The organism is Flavobacterium sp. TMP13 (genome assembly GCF_050847115.1).
In the GTDB taxonomy this organism is placed as follows: domain Bacteria; phylum Bacteroidota; class Bacteroidia; order Flavobacteriales; family Flavobacteriaceae; genus Flavobacterium.
Window position 1 is genome coordinate 1,230,870 of record NZ_CP193656.1, and the last position, 15,746, is coordinate 1,246,615.

Below are 15,746 nucleotides of genomic sequence, written 5' to 3' on the forward strand. Positions count from 1 at the left end.
ACATGGTACTATAAAAAAAGACGGGCTTTTGAATATTCAAAAGCCCGTCTTTTTTGTTTAATTTTTAAACTAAAAACCATAGTTGACTCCCAAGCCAAACACTTCTCTTGTTTGAAAACCTTGAAAAGCATTGTCATCATAAATAGCTTGAAATTGCACATTTGTTGATAAATATTTGTTGATTTTTAATACGACATTCAAAGAATAGTCAATATCAACGTTCTGAGGATCTTCTAAATAATTAGAATATAAATTCAATGTGTTTTCAAAGCTAACATTGGTCATTAAGTTGAACTTGTAGTAAGCCGACGCATAAAAACCAAGTTCGTAACGCATACTTTTATTGGCGTCTACTCCAAAATAATCGCCATCGACATAGCCAGGAGTTGAGGTAAACGCATTATCTACAAATGTAAATTTAGAGGTTAATGGAGCAAAATTTATTCGTAAGTTTTCGTTTTTTTTCCAGTACATACCAGGACCTAAAGTTAAATAACCTGGTGATAAAAAGCTTGTGGTATGATTTCTAATCTCTGCTCCGTTCGCATCTTTACCGTATTGGTAGCCTTTGGTAAATTGCGTTCTAAAATTAAGAAAAAAGGAGTAATACCAGTTTTCGAAAGCTTGCTTTCCTAGAATAGAATTAAATTCGAGACGATCGTCTGTCTTTTTATTAAAACTGGAGTTTTCCGATTGTAGTAACCCATAAGATGCCAAGACTTTATTGTCCCAACTTACATCATTCTTTTTGTAGTTGAAATCATAGTTGATACCCAAATTTCCAGATAAGTTGTTTTCACCTCCAGCAGTCCAATTATTAAAGTTAGATTGATTGAACAGAAACGAAATATTTCCTTTTTTGATCCAACCATTCGGAATAGTATCGGCTAATTTCTTTACTGCTTGTTCCGTGTTTTTAATTAATTCTTTTTCGGAGTTTTGCGCTTGTACAACAGTTGCGCTTGCTATTAGGGAAAGTACAAAAAGGAACTTTTTCATAATGATCAAATTTAAATGGTAATGACCTGTATTTGTAGGACAAAGATACTAAAAAGTGATAAAGTAACAGTAAAGCTAAGCGTTTACTAGATTGTTTATTTCTTGCTTTCTTTATAAAGAGGTACTGCAGAGCAGGCTTCGCCGTACATGATGCTTTTTGCAAAAGGCTGCAAATAGGTCGCTGCTAGCACATAGGCACGCATGGGAACGGGCATTCGGGAGCATCCTTTAATGATCATTGATTTGCCTTTATAAGTACTGTAGTCTATTTTTGAAAGTAGTTCTTCGTATAAACTACCTTCTAGATCTTCAAGAGATCCATTGATGATTTTTTTTGCAAAAGGCACCAACTGTATCGTAACTAAAATCGCAGCCCAAGCCGGAATAATAGCATCGGTACTGCATTCAATTGCGACATAATGGCCTTGATAGTGTGACCAATCATGGTTTTTCAAGTCTTCTCTAAAATCTTTTTCTTTTAATAAAAGGCCTTCAATCAGCCATTGTGAAATGTCAATTGTAGTCCGAATTCCTTTTGGATAGTAATCTTCTAAATCAAAAACTTCAAGCGAACTATTGGCAACTTTATTTATTATTTCGTCCATTTCTTAAAAAAATTATGGTTTAAAAAAATAGTCCTTTACTATTCAATAAAAAATTGAATAGTAAAGGACTGTATAGCAAGGGCTCTTATCTAAAGCATTCCTAATTCTAATTTTGCTTCTTCGCTCATTAAATCTTTACTCCATGGCGGATCAAAGGTAATTTCGACATCAGCATCTTTTACATTTTCAATTTTCTTCACTTTCTCTTCTACTTCTCTTGGTAAGCTTTCTGCTACTGGGCAGTTTGGAGAGGTTAACGTCATTAAAATTTTTACTTCGTAATCGGTGTTAACCATGACGTCGTAAATTAATCCTAATTCATAAATGTCAACAGGGATTTCTGGATCGTAAATCGTTTTTAATGTTTTTACAATTAATTCGCCTAATTCGTTAGTGTCTATTTCTGGTTCCATTTTCTTTAATTTTATTTGTTTGTTTCCCTATAAATTTAGTTGAGACTAAACGGATGGGATTAAATCTTTAATTTTTGTTCTTTGAATCAAAAGCCAAAGCGTACATTTTAATGTTTTTAATCATAGAGACCAAGCCATTTGCACGAGTCGCCGATAAATGCTCTTTTAAGCCAATGTCGTCGATAAATTTAAGATCGGCATTGACAATGTCAATCGCTTTCTGATTATTGAAAGCACGTATTAAAATGGCAATAATTCCTTTAGTTAAAATTGCGTCACTATCTGCTGTAAAAACCACTTTGTCGTCGTCTTGCTCGCCTTGCAGCCAAACTTTCGACTGACATCCTTTAATTAAGTTGACATCCGTTTTATATTCTTCTTTAATCAAAGGAAGTGTTTTTCCTAATTCAATAATGTATTCGTAGCGTTGCATCCAATCTTCAAACATCGAAAATTCGTCTACAATTTCTTCTTGTATTTCTTTAATTGTCATTGTGTTGAATTTTATTCTTTCTAGTTTTTATTTAAAGCAACTAGTAAGTTTACTAATTTTTCTATTTCGGCTGGCGGAAAACCATGATCAAAAGCGGGAGTTTCATTCGTTTTTCCCTCTTTTGTTATTTTTAAATTCGCAATTGCAGCCCCGTCGTAAAAACGTTTTTCGGTGGGCGCTTTTACATTGGCAATTGCTGGAACATTTATTTTTTCAAATTCACTAGCAATTGCTTTCCAGTCTTTATCGCTAATTTCGAGAACTAAAGGTTGTTCGGCTCTCGCATTTAAAATTACTGCTGACTTATTTTCGACGCTAATGTTTTGGTACAAACCTCTAGAAACAGCCGAATATTCGATAGTTACATCTTTTAGTATGTCAGTTTTATGACTCGCACAGCCCACTTGCATCAAAAAGGTCAAAAATAATAAAGGTATAATTTTCATACTAGTGTTTTTTTAGCTTAACATCATTTGAGCTTTCTTGACCGCTTCTACCATCAAATCTATTTCTTCTTTGGTATTGTAAAATGAAAAAGAAGCACGTATGGTTCCCGGAATATTATAATAGTTCATGATTGGTTGTGTACAATGATGTCCAGTTCGTACGGCAATGCCCAGTTTGTCAATTATTGAACCAATATCGTACGGATGAATTCCTTCGATATTAAAGGAAATCACAGCGGTTTTTTGATCTGAAGTTCCGTAAATTTTCAGTCCTTCAATTTCTAATAAACGTTTGGTTCCGTAAGCTAAAAGTTCACTCTCTTGTTGCTGTATATTTTCAAAGCCTATTTTATTTAAATAATCAATGGCAGTTCCTAAAACAATTCCGCCTGCAATATTGGGTGTTCCTGCTTCAAATTTATGAGGCAATTCCGCATACGTTGTTTTCTCGAAAGTAACTTCTTTGATCATTTCGCCACCACCTTGATACGGAGGTAATTTATTCAGCCAAGCTTCTTTACCGTATAAAATACCAGTTCCAGTTGGCGCACACATTTTATGTCCAGAAAAAACATAAAAGTCACAATCTAAATCCTGAACATCGGGTTTTAAATGCAGTACCGCTTGCGCACCATCTACTAAAACAGCTGCACCAACGGCATGTGCTTTACGGATCATTTCCTTTACAGGATTAATGGTCCCTAATGCATTTGAAATATGATTGAAGGTTACAATTTTTGTTTTGTCTGAAAGTAAGTTTTCATATTCGCTTTGAATCAATTCTCCTTTATCATTCATTGGAATAACCTTTAGAATTGCCCCTGTTTTTTCGCAAAGCAACTGCCAAGGCACAATATTACTATGGTGTTCTAGGGCAGAAACTAAAATCTCATCACCCGATTTTAAAATCGAAGCAAATCCGCTGGAGACTAAATTGATTCCAAACGTAGTGCCCGAAGTAAACAACACTTCATGCAAGTGTTCGGCGTTTAGATGTTCTTTTACCGTAGCACGCGAAATTTCGTAAGCATCGGTTGCCAATTGACTCAATGTGTGAACTCCACGATGAATATTGGCATTTATTTCTTGATAATATTTTGAAATCGCGTCGATCACTACTTGCGGTTTTTGCGAGGTAGCACCGTTATCGAAATATACTAAAGGTTTTCCGTTCACTTTTTCGTTCAAAATCGGAAAATCGGCTCTTATTTGTTGAATGTCTAGCATAGCTTATTTAGAAAAATTCTAATTACAAAAGTACAAAAAGTAAATTGTTTTCGACTTCATTTCAAGGTATAGATTAACGCCTTTTTATTTATAACGTAATAGTTTTTTTGCTTTTTACGGTTTTGTAGCTTCGAGGGCAGTTGAATATTGTTTTTCAAGGAGTTTGCTCGTCGATAAGTTTTTATATATTCGTTAAAACGAATCAAACCGCATGAAGAAAATTTTTAAAATTCTAATAGCAGCAGTGCTTGGGATATTAGCGTATTTCGTGATAGCAACGTATCCCAAACTCGATTTAATTTCGGGATTTTCAGCAAAGAGTATTGCCTCAGGACATTTTATTGATAAACGTACTATTGAAACAATTGAGAAGGGCGACAATGATATTCCGCTTTTAAATTTAGCCACGAATACAGTTGATGAATCTGAACAATCAGCGTCGTCTTCTGTTTATGGATTGAAGAAAAGAAAAGCGATTTATCGCGAAGGATTAGGAGCAACATTAATCAATGCTGATTTTGATGTTCATAAACCCTATTTGATTCCTAAGCGAAACAAATCAACTTCAACTTTACCTTTTCCATACGGAAATTCAGAACCGAAAGACACGATTTTTCAGGAAGTCGATTATAGAAAATTAAAAGGTGCAGTAAATTCTACTTTCGATGCATCAGATACTAAAGAGAAACGGACCAGAGCTGTTGTGGTTTTGTATAAAAACAAGTTGATAGCAGAGCAATACAGTACCGGATTTACTAAAAATAGCTCGATTTTAGGTTGGTCGATGACGAAAAGTATTACAAGTTCCGCTTTTGGAGTTTTGGTTAAACAAGGAAAATTTGATATTCATAAATCGGCGCCCATCAGTGAATGGCAAGATGATGATCGAAAATCTATTACCACTAACAATTTGTTGCAAATGAATTCGGGTTTAGAATGGGAAGAAAACTATAGTAGTATTTGTGATGCGACCAAAATGCTCTTTTTAGCGGAAGATATGGGTGCAGTGCAACTCGAAAAAGCGCCAAAATTTAAGCCTAATACACAGTGGAACTACTCGTCTGGAACGACCAATTTGTTGTCAAAAATTTTAAGAGGTCAATTTAGAACCCATCAAGAATATTTAGATTTTTGGTACAGTGCTGTTGTCGATAAAATCGGAATGAATTCTATGCTAGTTGAAACAGATATGGTCGGAAATTTTGTTGGATCTTCCTACGGATGGGCGACAGCGAGAGATTGGTCTAAGTTTGGTTTGTTGTATTTGAATAAAGGAAATTGGAACGGAGAACAAATTTTGGATGAAAGCTGGATAAATTATACCAAAAAGCCAACAGCAACATCAAACGGTGGTTATGGTGCACAGTTTTGGTTAAATGCTGGAGGAAAATTCCCAGACGTTCCTCGTGACATGTATTATTGCAGTGGTTTTCAAGGGCAAATGGTAGCTATTATTCCATCCTTAGAGATGGTAATTGTTCGAATGGGACTGAAAGAAAATCCAGATTTTGATTTTAATGGTTTTCTGAAAAAAGTAATCGAGAGTGTGAAGCAGTCAAAAGCTATGGTAGAATAGAGTTTTGCAATTCGTTTGATAGAAAGTCTAAAGCCTTCATAATAAAAGGTAAGTGCTATTTTTAGGATAGTGTTAGAGCTAACGCTAATTTTCATAACTTCGGCTTATCTTAGAGAAATAACTCACAAATCATATTGGATTAAGGTGTTGCGATTTAGGAAAGATCATCTTGTAAAGAAAACTCAGAACAGAAAAAGAAATTATCTAAATCACAACAAATGAAAAAAAACATCTTAACGGTGAGCATCGCAGCCGTCCTTCTTGCCTGTAATAGTGGAGTCAAAAAGGAAAATACCGTGCACGATAGTACGGACAGTATACAATATAAAGACACTGTGATAGTTGCAGATGCTAACGCAAATATGCCAGAATTTGATATAAACAGCATCAAAGAATCTACAGTTGAGCTTGGAGTTTTTCCTTATTTAAATGCGCCCCAAAGCTATACGTATAACTACGATAAAAAGATAAGTACCAATGATATAAGAGATTTTGACAGAGAATATTTTGCTGTGCATGGAAGATTAATTCCTGTTGAAGGGAAAAGTTTTAAAGTACGTTTGGAGAAAGACAGAAGTGACGGCAAGAGGTTTAATAGTTTAATTGTCGATAAAAGTTACGAAGAAGCAATTTTAGCTTTAGGAGGAGTTAAAGTTAATGATGTCAGTATACCAGATTCTGAAATTGTCAGAATTGGTGATAAAGAATTAATCGATAAGAAGTACGGGCACTCTTTGGATTATAATCTTTTGGACGATATTAAAACGTACGTGATTAAAGCAAAAGACAAAGAAATTTGGATTCAGTATTATTTACTAAACGACGAAAGCGGCGGAATAACCATATTAGAAAAAGGTAGGTTAAATACACTTGCAATAACAAAAATTACGGCTAGTCAAATGAAAAGTGATATTGAAAAGAATGGTAAGGCTATTTTGAATATTAATTTTGATACCGACAAAGCTTCTCTTAAGCCAGACGGACAAGAAGTAGTTAAAGAAATTACGGAGCTACTACAATCCAATCCTACACTTAAATTATCGATAGAAGGTCATACCGATAATTCAGGGGATGCCAAGAAAAACAAACTATTGTCATTAGATCGCGCTACTAATGTTTTAAATGTCTTAGTAGCTAGTGGTGTCAGTAAAGGAAATTTAAGAGCAGTTGGTTTTGGTGCAGAAAAACCTTTAGTTGCAAACGACACCGAAGAAAATAGAGCAAAAAATAGACGAGTAGAGTTAGTGAAGTTTTAAAGAGAAGCTTTTATGGATTAGATTTTATTTTGAAGAGCATTAAAAAAATAAAGAGCGCAAAGTTTATTTTAAACTTTGCGCTCTTTGCGTAAATACTACTGCATATTGCGAGTCAGTATGCTATAAATCGAAACCTAATTTCACTCCTAATTTAGTAGCAATAATTTTAGTAATTCGTTGTTTTAATTCTGGTATTTTAATGCTTTCGATAACAGCATTAGAGAATGCGTACATCAACAATGCTTTGGCTTCTTTTTTAGGAATACCACGCGATTGCATGTAAAACATAGCCGTTTCGTCTAATTGACCAATTGTACATCCGTGTGAGCATTTTACATCATCAGCAAAAATCTCTAATTGTGGTTTAGCGTTAATTGTAGCTTTGTCACTCAACAAAATATTATTACTTTTCTGGAATGCGTTGGTTTTTTGTGCTTCTTTGTTAACAAATATTTTTCCGTTAAAAACACCAGTAGATCGATCAGAGAAAATCCCTTTGTAATCTTGAAAACTTTCGCAATTGGGTTGTGAGTGATTCACCAAAGTGTAATGGTCAACGTGTTGCTTTTCTCCAATAATAGTAATTCCGTTCATTGTACTTGTCAAACGCTCACCAAAATGATAAAAATTCAAGTTGTTACGAGTCAGGTTTCCTCCAAAAGAGAAGGTGTGCACATAAACATGACTTTCTTGTTGTTGTGAAACGAAAGTATTGTCTATTAAATTTGCATTTTCATTGTCATTCTGAATCTTATAATAATCGACAATAGCTCTTTTTTGCGCAAAAATCTCAGTAACCGAATTGGTTAAAACTGGATTTTCGTTCAGACTTTGGTGGCGCTCAATAATTTGTACATGAGAGTTTTCTCCAACAATTACCAAGTTACGGGGCTGAACCATTAATGCAGCTTCATTTCCAGTAGAGAAATACATAATCTCAATAGGTTTGTCAACCACTTTTGATTTTGGAATATTGATGTAAGCTCCTTCACAAGCAAATGCCGTATTCAAAGACGTTAAACTATCGTCTTTGTTTGCAACTTGATTGAAATAGGTATCAATAATCATTTTGTATTTTGGTTTGGTCAATGCCGATGACATCAAACAAACATCAATTCCTTCGTGTGTTGTTGAAGATAGATGCGAACTAAAAACGCCATCGATAAAAACCACTTTGTACGTGTCTATTTCATGAATGAAATACTTTTTAACGTGATTAAATTCAACCGCACTTTCTTGCTTTGGAAAAACCGTAAAGTCATTTTTTAAAATAGCATTTAGTGAGGTATATTTCCAGGCTTCGTCTTTTTTAGATGGGAATCCTTGGTCTTCAAACGTTTTTATCGCCTGAGTTCTGATGTCGTGTAGTTCTGTGTGAACATCAACACGCTCTTCAAAAGCCATAAAAGACGATACTAATTTTTCTTTTAAATCCATTTTAATTTAGGCTTAAAGCCGAAAGTAAAGAGTAAATAACTCCTATTTTTCAACTATGCTGTTATTATCAATCTTTAAGTGAAAAAGTAGAATAATTTACCATTTCACTTAAAGACGTTTGATTATTTTTTAAGCTTCTTGTTCTTGTTTGATCCAATCGTATCCTTTTTCTTCTAACTCGTGAGCTAGTTCTTTTCCGCCCGATTTTACGATTTTTCCATTGTATAATACGTGAACGAAATCAGGAACGATATAATCTAATAAGCGCTGGTAGTGCGTAATTACAATGATTGCATTTTTGTCACTTTTAAGTTTGTTAACACCGTTAGCAACAATTCGCAAGGCATCAATATCCAAACCAGAGTCAGTTTCATCAAGAATAGCCAATTTTGGCTCTAACATTGCCATTTGAAAAATCTCATTACGTTTTTTTTCTCCACCCGAAAAACCTTCGTTTAAAGAACGAGATAAAAACTTACGATCAATTTCTAATAATTCTGATTTCTCACGAATGACTTTCAACATTTGATTGGCTGGCATTTCTTCTAAACCATTCGCTTTGCGCGTCTCGTTTATAGCTGTTTTCATAAAGTTAGTTACACTTACTCCAGGAATTTCAACAGGATATTGAAACGACAAGAAAACCCCTTTGTGTGCTCTTTCTTCTGGAGCAAGATCGGCAAGATCTTCTCCGTCTAAAAAAACGTCTCCTTGCGTCACCTCAAAGTTTTCATTTCCAGCAATTACTGCTGCAAGTGTACTTTTTCCAGAACCATTTGGTCCCATGATAGCATGAACTTCTCCCGCTTTAACTTCTATATTGATTCCTTTCAGGATTTCTTTATCGCCAATTGAGGCGTGAAGGTTTTTTATACTTAACATGTTTATTGTTTGTTTAAAATTTAAAAGCATCAAATTTCAATTAGTGGTGAAACCTGCCGCGTTTAAATCTTTCTTGTTTTAAATATGATATTTATTTAATCTCTTGAATTCTAACTTCTTTATCCTACTGAACCTTCCAATGAAATTTCTAATAATTTTTGAGCTTCGACAGCAAATTCCATTGGTAACTTGTTCAATACATCTTTACCAAAACCATTGACAATTAGCGCAATCGCTTTTTCTGTAGGAATACCACGTTGGTTGCAATAAAAAACTTGATCTTCTCCAATTTTACTTGTCGTTGCTTCGTGTTCTATTTTTGCAGTTGGGTTTTTGCTTTCGATGTATGGAAACGTGTGTGCGCCACAATTGTTACCCATTAATAAAGAGTCACATTGTGAAAAGTTACGAGCATTTTCGGCTCTTGGACTAATTTGAACCAATCCACGGTAACTGTTTTGTGATTTTCCAGCAGAAATACCTTTTGAAATTATGGTCGACTTGGTATTTTTACCCAAGTGAATCATTTTAGTTCCAGTATCGGCTTGTTGGTAATTGTTGGTAACAGCAATCGAATAAAATTCTCCTACTGAATTGTCTCCTTTTAAGATACATGAAGGATATTTCCACGTTACTGCAGAACCTGTTTCTACTTGTGTCCAAGAAATTTTAGCGCTGGTTTCGCACAAACCTCTTTTGGTTACAAAATTATAAACACCACCTTTTCCTTCTTTGTTTCCTGGAAACCAGTTTTGAACGGTAGAGTATTTAATTTCTGCATTATCCATAGCGATTAGCTCTACTACGGCAGCATGCAATTGATTTTCGTCACGACTTGGTGCAGTACAACCTTCTAGGTAGGACACGTACGAACCTTCATCGGCGATAAGCAACGTTCTTTCAAACTGACCAGTTCCTGCTTGATTGATACGGAAATAGGTCGACAATTCCATTGGGCAACGAACGCCTTTCGGAATGTAACAGAAACTTCCATCAGAGAAAACAGCCGAGTTTAATGCAGCGTAAAAATTGTCTTTTCTCGGGACAACTGTTCCTAAATACTTACGCACTAGTTCAGGATGTTCCTTAATAGCTTCAGAAATAGGACAAAATATAATTCCTTTTTCGGCCAACGTTTTCTTAAATGTAGTGGCAACAGAAACAGAGTCAACTACGATATCCATAGCGACATTATTCATCATTTTTTGCTCATCTACAGAAATTCCTAACTTTTTGTACATTTCTAAAAGTTCAGGATCCACGTCGTCCAATGTTTTGTTTGGATCTATTGCTTTTGGAGCAGAGTAGTAGGAAATGGCTTGAAAATCTGGTTTTTCATAATGAACATTCGCCCATTCTGGTTCTACCATTAGTTCCCAAGCACGAAAAGCTTCAATACGCCAATCGGTCATCCAACTTGGTTCTTCTTTTTTTAAAGAAATGGCACGAACAATATCTTCGTTAAGACCAATAGGAAACGTGTCTGATTCTATATCAGTATAAAACCCGTATTCGTATTCTTTGGTTTCGAGTTCGACTTTTAAATCGTCTTCAGTGTATTTGCTCATTGTTTTAATTTAAAGATTGAAAAATTTAAAATAATCTCTTAAAAAATTCTAATCATTTATTGAATTCGAGGTTTAGAATTGAAATTCTATCAAGGAATTTTGAAATTAATTTACTGACTTAGCTATTCAATAAATCCTTCAAAATGTAACTCTTTTAAATTGTTTTAGAGAGAAAAACTTTCTCCGCATCCGCAAGTTCTGCTTGCATTAGGATTGTTAAAAACAAATCCTTTTCCATTAATTCCGCCAGAATATTCTAAAATAGTTCCAGCAAGATATAAGAAAGATTTTTTTTCGACAGCAATTGTTATGTCGTTGTCTACAAATATTTTATCGTCGTCTGCTTTGTTGTGGTCAAATTTTAAATCATAAGACAAACCGGAGCATCCGCCACTTTTCACACCAACTCTTACGTAGTCTTGTGAGGCATCAAAACCATCATCTTGCATCAGATCAACGATTTTCTTTTTGGCTGTATCAGAAACCTTTATCATTGTTGTATTGATTTTGTCTAAATTAACGACAAAGATACTATATAAAAATCTTTTACCATAACGGTTCACATTATTATAACAAATGTTAAAATAGAGAAATGTTATTGTAGAAATAGATCTTCAGGTTGTAGTTGTATTTCAAATATTTTAAAGATTTGGAGAAAGAAATGGAATTAACCTCTTGTCTTTATTTACAGAATCGTTACTTGTTTTTTAGTTGAATCTCAATAAATCTAAATTTACTTTTATTCTAATATCGATTCATCATTTGTTTTTTAAGAGGGAACTATTTAAAATAATTCCGATTCAAATTTCATGAAATGCAACAGAGGTGGGATTTTTTATTATTTGTAATGAAGTTCGTTTATGGAAAGGTTAACTTTGTGTACAATCTTCAAAATAAATTCAAATGAAATTATATCCAATAGAAGCAGGTAATTTTAAGTTAGATGGTGGAGCAATGTTTGGCGTAGTTCCAAAAACCTTATGGAGCAAAACCAATCCTGCCGATTCTAATAATTTAATTGATATTGCTGCGAGATGTTTGTTGATTGAAGATGGTGAAAAACTAATTTTGATTGATACCGGAATGGGCAGTAAACAATCGGATAAGTTTTTTGGTTATTATTCGCTTTGGGGCAATCACTCTTTGGATGCGTCATTGTCAAAATATGGTTTTCACCGTGATGATATAACCGATGTGTTTATGACTCACTTGCATTTTGATCATTGTGGCGGAAGTGTACAATGGAACGCTGCACGTACAGGCTACGAACCGGCTTTTAAAAATGCGAAATTTTGGAGTAACGAACAACATTGGAGCTGGGCTACCCAACCCAATCCTCGAGAGAAAGCTTCTTTTTTACCTGAAAATATTTTACCCATGCAAGAAAGTGGTCAATTAAATTTTATTAAGAGGCCCGTTAGTGACTTCTTGCCACAGTCGGAGCTCGGTTTTGGAATTTTCTTTGCTGATGGCCATACCGAAAAGCAAATGATTCCGCACATTCAATACAATGATAAAACGATCGTGTTCTGTGCTGACTTACTAGCAACGGCAGGACATATTCCTTTGCCTTATGTTATGGGGTACGATACGCGACCATTGTTGACATTAGATGAGAAAGAACATTTTTTAAATGCTGCAGCCAGTAATAATTATTATTTGTTTTTAGAACACGACGCGCACAACGAAATAATAACAGTAGAACAAACAGAGAAAGGTGTTCGCTTGAAAGAAGTATTTACGTGCGACGAAGTTTTTTAAGAAGACATTTCTAGTATTTAAAACCCCATTTTCAGATAGTTGAAAATGGGGTTTTTGGTTTTGAGCCCTTTGCATGCTGAATGGGATGCTGAATTTAAGTTACTTGCATTTGTTAAATTTTAACATTTAGTTAACCAGAGATCATATCGTACTGAAAACATGATGGTCATAGTTTTTTTTTTACTTAAAAACCAAATAACGTGCGCTTTGCATGGGTTAGTGCTTGTTTTTCCAAATTATTTTAATACGTTTGCACCTCATTTTATTAAACCTAAACCTATGAAAAAAATCTTTATTTTAACATTTTTTATTTCTTTTCTGAGCGCACAAGGGCAGAAAGTAGATCTTGATCACTTTTATTTTAAGGTCAATTATCAAGTGCTTCCAAAAGAGCCAGTTCCTTTTGATAAACGAACTTTTTCTTCGCGCGTAAAGCTTGGTGGAACTTTACAAACGTATGTAAATAGAGAAGATCTAAACGAAAAAATAAATATTGCAGGTTGGAAAAAAGTCGATGAAAATGGGACCGTTGATATTGAACTAAATTTAGAAGATTTTGTCGAAAAAGGAGCAAGCGCACAAACTAGGGTAGAAGAAACTAAGGATAAAGAAGGCAGAGTTACTAGTAGAAAAGAATATTATTATGTTCTTGCAAAATATGCTACCAGAGGTTATGCTAAAGTAAAAGGTCCAATAACTCCAATAGCACTGACAGAGAAAGAAATTGAAGCGGAAAAAGCAAAGCAAGCAGCGGTATCAACAAATAGGTTTTTGAAAAATGCAGTGGTAAAAAAAGATACGCTACCATCTAATGAAGGATTTTATATCGCTTTTAATGGTGATGTCGAATACAAGTCTAAGGAATATCAGGATGCTACTACTCCAATGAAGGATTTTTATTTAAATAGAAATGCAATACGTGATAAAACACTTAGAAGTTTTGCAGATAACTCTTTAAATCAGTTTCAAAATACTATAAACTATACGTACGGATATAAACCAAAGTCAGACAGCGAGATTCTTTGGATCTTAGATGCAAAAAGTGACGAAGGTGATGCGCAAATAGAGGCGATAAAAGCAGTTCGAAATTTATTTGAAACCATGAAAGCAGATGAACCGATAGATGATTTAAAAGCGAACATGCAACCTTTAATTGAATATTTTGATTCGTTAAAAGTTAAATATAACGGAGATAATAAACCATCGCGCAAAATGAGATACTCTGCTTATTTTAATTTAGCAGTGATCTACTTGATGTTGGATGAGCCAGATAAATCTATCGTTGAAGCAGAAAATTTAATTAAAAACGATTACGACAAATCAGACGGGAAAGCAATTATTATAAAGGCGAATGATTTAATTAAAAGCTTCAAGCGAGCACAAACAAATACTACACATAATAAACCATTTAATTAATTAACACATGAGAAAAATTACCAAAATACTTTTACTGTTACTGCTTACAAGTCTTAATCACGTTGTTTTTGCACAGAGTGAGGTTGACGAAACAAGATTAAATTTAAGAGGTCCAATACCTCCAATTGATACCCAATACGGAAAATATAAAACATACGAGATAATCTTAGACCTGTCTCCAGGTTTAGAAAGTAGTATGAATTTTAGAAAAATACCTTTCTCAATAGACAAATTTTATTCTAAGTTTAATATTTCGGGACTTAAAAAAGTAACTGAAGGGGAGTTTAAGGTAAAGTATAATCTGACGCGTTATGAGTCAGTACACGATGAAGATTACGTTCAAACCTATTTTCAAAAAGCTCCTGCTTTTTACATTGGCTTAGAGTCTAATTTAGAAATATTAGACAAAACAGGAAAGTTGATCTATAAAAGATACACCACTCCTAAAGTAAATATGTACGTGGTCAATCCGACGGATACGTACGAAGCTTTGGCGTATAAAATTTTAACAGATAACTTTTATTCAATGATTGAAGAGTTTGAAGGATTCTATTTATATGGGCCAAAAATTACTGGACTGCGTTATTTTGACATTGAAAAGAAGAAAAAATCAAAGTCTAGTTTCAATGCAGAAGAATACAATCAATCGGTTCAAGTTTTGCCAACGTTAGTAGATGTAGATAGAGAGGATTGGCCAACTCTTTTTGGAGAAGCTCAAAAATACTGGGAAGAATTTTTAACTTTTGAAGATAAAAGTGATGAAGATTTAGCTAAGAAAGTAAGATTTAGTTCTAACTACAATTTAGCGGCGACCTATATTCTTACAGGTCAAGTAGATCAAGCTTCGAAGTATTTTGAGGGAGTAAAAGAAAACGAGAAAAGCTTTTTAGGTATAAGAACTAACTATCCTTTTTTGAAGCAAGTGGTTACCGATATTGATAATTATAAAAAAGTTACAGAAAAAGCATCTACTATAGAAGCTATTCAAGAAGAACCCGTTTTAGCATCTTATAAAAAAGCGCCTACTGCATTTAGATGGGCAGAATTTGAAGGAGAAGTGTTAGATCAAGATGGTAAAGTGTTCAAAGGTAAAGTTAGAATTTTTAGTGATTATCCTGAAATGATAGATTACAGAACTGTAGAAACAGTATCAGGTTTAAGATCGATGATGGATGGAATTGGTTCAGAGAAAAGTGGCGTTAGAATCTTTATTGAAGGACAGAAAAAACCGGAAAGAACGAACTTGAAAAGAGTAGTTAATATGAAAGACAATGAAGGTAGAATTTACATTGTTGGTAAAACAGGTAAAGGAATTGGTCTTACGAATGGCGTGAGTTCAAAAAGATATTCATTGTTTGAAGAAATTAAGAACGGATCTAAGATTTCCTTGTTTCACGAATTTTTTCCTCAAGATGATTACGTATTGAAGAAACATACTGAAGATAATTTTTTCAGTCCATCAGTGCTAATTGGAAGAAAAAATGATTTGAGAGAATATTTTGCAGACTGTCCTAAAATGATCGAAAATATCAATAAAGGAAATTACGATTTCGAAAACAAAGAAACCTACGTAAAATTGTTTGATGATTATTCAAAACTTTGTGGTAACTAGAATTTTTATTTTTATTAGATTTATAAAAGAGCCGTCACCGCAAGTGGCGGCTCTT

General features: G+C 34.1%; 15 protein-coding genes. 5 read left to right on the plus strand and 10 right to left on the minus strand.

Translation table 11 applies throughout. From position 1 onward, the window contains the following. Window positions 1-69: 69 nt before the first annotated feature. The 6 genes from ACRASX_RS05340 to ACRASX_RS05365 form a co-directional block, all read right to left on the minus strand. Entirely contained in the window at window positions 70-999 is a 930-nt protein-coding gene (locus ACRASX_RS05340; protein WP_432222673.1) for a DUF3078 domain-containing protein, read from the minus strand. Between the two features lie 95 nt (window positions 1,000-1,094). After that, window positions 1,095-1,604 (minus strand): DUF2480 family protein, encoded by a 510-nt coding sequence (locus ACRASX_RS05345; protein WP_432222674.1) that lies wholly within the window; start codon window positions 1,602-1,604, stop codon window positions 1,095-1,097. Window positions 1,605-1,693: 89 nt separating this feature from the next. After that, window positions 1,694-2,017, minus strand: coding sequence for an SUF system Fe-S cluster assembly protein (locus tag ACRASX_RS05350; RefSeq protein ID WP_066312329.1), 324 nt, complete (start codon window positions 2,015-2,017; stop codon window positions 1,694-1,696). Between the two features lie 67 nt (window positions 2,018-2,084). Further along, entirely contained in the window at window positions 2,085-2,510 is a 426-nt protein-coding gene (locus ACRASX_RS05355) for a SufE family protein (protein ID WP_432222675.1), read from the minus strand. 20 nt (window positions 2,511-2,530) lie between these two features. Beyond that, a complete protein-coding gene (locus ACRASX_RS05360) occupies window positions 2,531-2,956 on the minus strand; it encodes a hypothetical protein (RefSeq protein ID WP_432222676.1) in 426 nt (141 codons plus the stop codon). 12 nt (window positions 2,957-2,968) lie between these two features. Continuing rightward, window positions 2,969-4,183, minus strand: coding sequence for an aminotransferase class V-fold PLP-dependent enzyme (locus ACRASX_RS05365; RefSeq protein ID WP_432222677.1), 1,215 nt, complete (start codon window positions 4,181-4,183; stop codon window positions 2,969-2,971). A gap of 211 nt (window positions 4,184-4,394) precedes the next feature. Here ACRASX_RS05365 and ACRASX_RS05370 point away from each other — a divergent pair, with 211 nt between their 5' ends. Both ACRASX_RS05370 and ACRASX_RS05375 read left to right on the plus strand, forming a co-directional pair. Further along, window positions 4,395-5,759 carry a serine hydrolase domain-containing protein gene (locus tag ACRASX_RS05370; protein ID WP_432222678.1) on the plus strand — a complete coding sequence of 455 codons (1,365 nt, stop codon included), beginning with the start codon at window positions 4,395-4,397 and terminating at the stop codon, window positions 5,757-5,759. A gap of 218 nt (window positions 5,760-5,977) precedes the next feature. Continuing rightward, complete coding sequence (locus tag ACRASX_RS05375) at window positions 5,978-7,015, plus strand: OmpA family protein (protein WP_432222679.1); 1,038 nt, start codon at window positions 5,978-5,980, stop codon at window positions 7,013-7,015. A 120-nt stretch (window positions 7,016-7,135) separates the two neighbouring features. On the opposite strand, the gene sufD is transcribed toward ACRASX_RS05375, so the two are convergent. The 4 genes from sufD to ACRASX_RS05395 form a co-directional block, all read right to left on the minus strand. Further along, complete coding sequence (gene sufD / locus ACRASX_RS05380) at window positions 7,136-8,452, minus strand: Fe-S cluster assembly protein SufD (RefSeq protein WP_432222680.1); 1,317 nt, start codon at window positions 8,450-8,452, stop codon at window positions 7,136-7,138. A 129-nt stretch (window positions 8,453-8,581) separates the two neighbouring features. Beyond that, window positions 8,582-9,334, minus strand: a complete 753-nt coding sequence (gene sufC / locus ACRASX_RS05385) for a Fe-S cluster assembly ATPase SufC (protein ID WP_432222681.1) — start codon at window positions 9,332-9,334, stop codon at window positions 8,582-8,584. 119 nt (window positions 9,335-9,453) lie between these two features. Beyond that, window positions 9,454-10,902, minus strand: coding sequence for a Fe-S cluster assembly protein SufB (gene sufB / locus ACRASX_RS05390; protein ID WP_066312348.1), 1,449 nt, complete (start codon window positions 10,900-10,902; stop codon window positions 9,454-9,456). A gap of 164 nt (window positions 10,903-11,066) precedes the next feature. Continuing rightward, window positions 11,067-11,396: a HesB/IscA family protein gene (locus tag ACRASX_RS05395; RefSeq protein ID WP_066312351.1), complete on the minus strand. Its 330-nt coding sequence runs from the start codon at window positions 11,394-11,396 to the stop codon at window positions 11,067-11,069. A gap of 409 nt (window positions 11,397-11,805) precedes the next feature. Between ACRASX_RS05395 and ACRASX_RS05400 the strand changes: the two genes are divergently transcribed. The 3 genes from ACRASX_RS05400 (at window position 11,806) to ACRASX_RS05410 (ending at window position 15,691) form a co-directional block, all read left to right on the plus strand. Further along, window positions 11,806-12,663, plus strand: a complete 858-nt coding sequence (locus ACRASX_RS05400; RefSeq protein ID WP_432222682.1) for an MBL fold metallo-hydrolase — start codon at window positions 11,806-11,808, stop codon at window positions 12,661-12,663. Between the two features lie 279 nt (window positions 12,664-12,942). Then, a complete protein-coding gene (locus ACRASX_RS05405) occupies window positions 12,943-14,079 on the plus strand; it encodes a hypothetical protein (protein WP_066312361.1) in 1,137 nt (378 codons plus the stop codon). 7 nt (window positions 14,080-14,086) lie between these two features. After that, window positions 14,087-15,691, plus strand: coding sequence for a hypothetical protein (locus ACRASX_RS05410; RefSeq protein WP_066312364.1), 1,605 nt, complete (start codon window positions 14,087-14,089; stop codon window positions 15,689-15,691). The last annotated feature ends 55 nt before the right edge of the window (window positions 15,692-15,746 follow it).

Coding starts and splice junctions, on each gene's coding strand:
- ACRASX_RS05340 (WP_432222673.1), bottom strand. CDS start 999: ATGAAAAAGTTCCTTTTTGTACTTTCCCTAATAGCAAGCGCAACTGTT.
- ACRASX_RS05375 (WP_432222679.1), top strand. CDS start 5,978: ATGAAAAAAAACATCTTAACGGTGAGCATCGCAGCCGTCCTTCTTGCC.
- ACRASX_RS05360 (WP_432222676.1), bottom strand. CDS start 2,956: ATGAAAATTATACCTTTATTATTTTTGACCTTTTTGATGCAAGTGGGC.
- sufB (WP_066312348.1), bottom strand. CDS start 10,902: ATGAGCAAATACACTGAAGACGATTTAAAAGTCGAACTCGAAACCAAA.
- ACRASX_RS05410 (WP_066312364.1), top strand. CDS start 14,087: ATGAGAAAAATTACCAAAATACTTTTACTGTTACTGCTTACAAGTCTT.
- ACRASX_RS05400 (WP_432222682.1), top strand. CDS start 11,806: ATGAAATTATATCCAATAGAAGCAGGTAATTTTAAGTTAGATGGTGGA.
- ACRASX_RS05355 (WP_432222675.1), bottom strand. CDS start 2,510: ATGACAATTAAAGAAATACAAGAAGAAATTGTAGACGAATTTTCGATG.
- ACRASX_RS05405 (WP_066312361.1), top strand. CDS start 12,943: ATGAAAAAAATCTTTATTTTAACATTTTTTATTTCTTTTCTGAGCGCA.
- ACRASX_RS05395 (WP_066312351.1), bottom strand. CDS start 11,396: ATGATAAAGGTTTCTGATACAGCCAAAAAGAAAATCGTTGATCTGATG.
- sufC (WP_432222681.1), bottom strand. CDS start 9,334: ATGTTAAGTATAAAAAACCTTCACGCCTCAATTGGCGATAAAGAAATC.
- ACRASX_RS05370 (WP_432222678.1), top strand. CDS start 4,395: ATGAAGAAAATTTTTAAAATTCTAATAGCAGCAGTGCTTGGGATATTA.
- ACRASX_RS05345 (WP_432222674.1), bottom strand. CDS start 1,604: ATGGACGAAATAATAAATAAAGTTGCCAATAGTTCGCTTGAAGTTTTT.
- sufD (WP_432222680.1), bottom strand. CDS start 8,452: ATGGATTTAAAAGAAAAATTAGTATCGTCTTTTATGGCTTTTGAAGAG.
- ACRASX_RS05365 (WP_432222677.1), bottom strand. CDS start 4,183: ATGCTAGACATTCAACAAATAAGAGCCGATTTTCCGATTTTGAACGAA.
- ACRASX_RS05350 (WP_066312329.1), bottom strand. CDS start 2,017: ATGGAACCAGAAATAGACACTAACGAATTAGGCGAATTAATTGTAAAA.